The organism is Bergeriella denitrificans NBRC 102155 (assembly GCF_001592185.1).
Classification (GTDB): Bacteria; Pseudomonadota; Gammaproteobacteria; order Burkholderiales; family Neisseriaceae; genus Neisseria; species Neisseria denitrificans.
The window spans coordinates 1-3,152 of the sequence record NZ_BCWL01000218.1 but is presented as its reverse complement, the minus strand read 5'-3'; the positions used below and the strand labels follow the sequence as shown (position 1 = coordinate 3,152).

Annotated in this window: 3 protein-coding genes; 1 reads left to right on the top strand and 2 read right to left on the bottom strand. The window is 55.9% G+C overall.

What is annotated here, in order from left to right; genetic code table 11:
* Positions 1-167: 167 nt before the first annotated feature.
* Both miaB and BDE01S_RS09390 read right to left on the bottom strand, forming a co-directional pair.
* The gene (gene miaB, locus BDE01S_RS09395; RefSeq protein ID WP_066080709.1) at positions 168-1,496 is read right to left on the bottom strand and encodes a tRNA (N6-isopentenyl adenosine(37)-C2)-methylthiotransferase MiaB; all 1,329 of its coding nucleotides are present in this window, start codon (positions 1,494-1,496) and stop codon (positions 168-170) included.
* Between the two features lie 202 nt (positions 1,497-1,698).
* Entirely contained in the window at positions 1,699-2,085 is a 387-nt protein-coding gene (locus BDE01S_RS09390; RefSeq protein WP_245934309.1) for a hypothetical protein, read from the bottom strand.
* Positions 2,086-2,267: 182 nt separating this feature from the next.
* Between BDE01S_RS09390 and fabI the strand changes: the two genes are divergently transcribed.
* Positions 2,268-3,053 carry an enoyl-ACP reductase FabI gene (fabI, locus tag BDE01S_RS09385; protein ID WP_066080705.1) on the top strand — a complete coding sequence of 262 codons (786 nt, stop codon included), beginning with the start codon at positions 2,268-2,270 and terminating at the stop codon, positions 3,051-3,053.
* Positions 3,054-3,152: the final 99 nt, after the last annotated feature.

Genomic DNA, 3,152 nt, shown 5'->3' with positions numbered 1-3,152 from the left:
TTTTTGTTACGACGCCGGCTCGCCTTGTATCAGAATTTAATTTCTCCGATTATAGTCATTGAACAATACCATCCCGTAAAAGCCGACAGGCCGTCTGAAAAATGATTTTTCAGACGGCCTGTCTGTATGCTGCAGCAAAAAAACCGCTGCAACACGGCGGGCTGCTTTTAGGCGTTTACCGGTTTGCCGCGCAGTGAGAAGGTGTAGGCTTCGGTGATTTCCAAATCAATCATTTGGTTAATCAGATCCGGCGTGCCGGTGAAGTTGACCACGCGGTTGTTGGCGGTGCGGGCTTGCAGCTGGTCGGGGTCTTTTTTGGAAATGCCTTCCACCAGGCAGCGTTGTACCGTGCCGAGCATGGTTTGGTTGATGCGGGCGGTTTCGGCTTCGATGACTTCGTTCAGTGCTTCCAAGCGGCGCACTTTTTCTTCGTGCGGGGTGTCGTCGGGCAGGTTGGCGGCGGGCGTGCCGGGGCGCGGGCTGTAGATGAACACGAAGCTCAGGTCGAAGGCGATGTCTTTGACCAGTTTTAGGGTTTGCTCGAATTCGCGCTCGGTTTCGCCGGGGAAGCCGACGATGAAGTCGGAGCTCAGGCACAAATCCGGACGGATGGCGCGCAGTTTGCGGATGATGGATTTGTATTCCAGGGCGGTGTAGCCGCGCTTCATCGCGCTCAATACGCGGTCGGAACCGCTTTGGATCGGCAGGTGCAGATGGGAAACGAGCTTGGGCAGGTCGCGGTAGCATTCGATAATCGCGTCGGAAAATTCGCGCGGGTGGCTGGTTGTGAAGCGCATGCGTTCGATGCCGGGGATTTCGTGCACGATGCGAAGCAGGGTGGCGAAGTCGCAGATTTCGCCGTTGTCCATTTCGCCGCGGTAGGCGTTGACGTTTTGTCCCAACAGGTTGATTTCTTTCACGCCTTGCTGCGCGAGGCCTGCGATTTCGGTTAACACGTCGTTGAGCGGACGGGAAAATTCTTCGCCGCGCGTGTAGGGTACGACGCAGAAGGAGCAGTATTTGGAGCAGCCTTCCATGATGGAGATAAACGCGCTGCCGCCTTCGACGCGGGCGGGCGGCAGGTGGTCGAATTTTTCGATTTCGGGGAAGGAAATATCGACTTGGGAATGGCCGGTGGTTTCTTTGTCCACAATCATTTTCGGCAGGCGGTGCAGGGTTTGCGGGCCGAAGACCACGTCCACATACGGTGCGCGTTTGATGATGGCTTCGCCTTCCTGCGAGGCGACGCAGCCGGCCACGCCGATAATCAGGTCGGGATTTTTTTCTTTCAGCGGGCGCACGCGGCCTAAGTCGGAGAAGACTTTTTCCTGCGCTTTTTCGCGCACGGAGCAGGTGTTGAACAAAATGATGTCGGCTTGGTCGGCTTCGGTAACCTGCTCGATGCCGCCGTGTTCTTCGGCTAATACGGCCAGCATTTTATCGCTGTCGTATTCGTTCATTTGGCAGCCGAAGGTGCGGATAAAGACTTTTTTCATGGTGTGGTTTCTTTCTCAGGAGCCCGTAATTGCGGGGCTGACGGTTGGTATAAAATTGTAAAATATCGTCGGATAAAATAAGCATGAGACAAGACGCAGCCCGGCTGTATCATGCCCGTTTTAAAGAACATATTTCAGACGGCCTTGGCGGGGCAGAGGCCGTCTGAAAATCGAAAAGAGACAAGCTGCAGCTTGTTAATCTTCATTCACTTGTTTCGGAACGCTGCTGCAGCGCCGCCCGTTCCCCGGGGCTTAAAATCCAGATTTCCTGCACTTCGCCCGCGGCATCCTGCTTGAGGGCAACGGTTTTGCCCGTTTGTGCGCGCAGTCGCCCCATGACGATAAAGCGGTTGTGTTCGTTTTTAATCCGCACGAAGCGGGACACGGGCAGGGTGGCGGTGCGCCCGCTGCCCAAACCCAGGGTCAGCAGCTTTTGCCAGGAAAAGCCGCCAAAGTCCACGGTAATGTACGGCCAATCGACGCTTTTCAATACGGCGGCCGGCATCTCTTCGGGAATGGTGCGCTGCGCCCAGGCGCCGTGCTGAACCAGCAGCATGGCGGCGGCCAGCAGCAGCCCGCGTTTCATCATGGTGGATTCTCCGGATAACGGGGCGGAATTATAACATATCGGCGCAGAAAAGGATTTTTGCTGCGGCAGGGCTAGATTGAAGATTTTTCAGACGGCATTACATTGTTTTTTATGCCGAAACCGCCGCTTTTTGTTATAATCTGCAGATTTGATAGACCGCACCACATTCTAAGGATAAAAAAATGGGTTTCCTGCAAGGTAAAAAAATCCTGATTACAGGTATGATTTCCGAACGCTCCATCGCTTACGGCATCGCCAAAGCCTGCCGCGACCAAGGCGCGGAGCTGGCGTTTACTTATGTTGTGGACAAACTGGAAGAGCGCGTGCGCAAAATGGCGGCCGAGCTCGGCTCCGATTTGGTATTCCGCTGCGACGTTGCCAGCGACGAAGAAATCAACCAAGCCTTTGCCGATTTGGGCAAGCATTGGGACGGTTTGGACGGCCTGGTGCACTCCATCGGCTTCGCGCCGAAAGAAGCCTTGAGCGGCGATTTTCTCGACAGCATCAGCCGTGAAGCCTTCAATACCGCACATGAAATTTCCGCTTACAGCCTGCCCGCGCTGGCCAAAGCCGCCCGCCCGATGATGCAGGGCCGCAATGCCTCTATCGTTGCCCTGTCTTACCTGGGTGCGGTGCGCGCCGTGCCGAACTACAATGTGATGGGCATGGCCAAAGCCAGCCTGGAAGCCGGCATCCGCTTTACCGCTTCCTGCCTGGGCAAAGAAGGCATCCGCTGCAACGGCATTTCTGCCGGCCCGATTAAAACGCTGGCCGCTTCCGGCATCGCCGACTTCAGCCGCCTGCTGGGACACGTGGCCCAACAAAATCCGCTGCGCCGTAACGTGACCATCGAAGAAGTCGGCAATACCGCCGCTTTCCTGCTGTCTGACCTGTCTTCCGGCATCACCGGCGAGATTACCTACGTGGACGGCGGTTACAGCATCAACGCGCTGAACGACGGCGAATAAGCCGAATCGTCAGCCAAACCGCAGCATTCAGGCCGTCTGAAAATGCAGCCATGCTTTTCAGACGGCCTGATGTATGGTCGGGCTAGGTGTTTTGCCGAT

Bases quoted from the DNA above. Each gene is read 5' to 3' on its own strand.
- miaB (WP_066080709.1), bottom strand. From the start codon at position 1,496: ATGAAAAAAGTCTTTATCCGCACCTTCGGCTGCCAAATGAACGAATAC.
- BDE01S_RS09390 (WP_245934309.1), bottom strand. From the start codon at position 2,085: ATGATGAAACGCGGGCTGCTGCTGGCCGCCGCCATGCTGCTGGTTCAG.
- fabI (WP_066080705.1), top strand. From the start codon at position 2,268: ATGGGTTTCCTGCAAGGTAAAAAAATCCTGATTACAGGTATGATTTCC.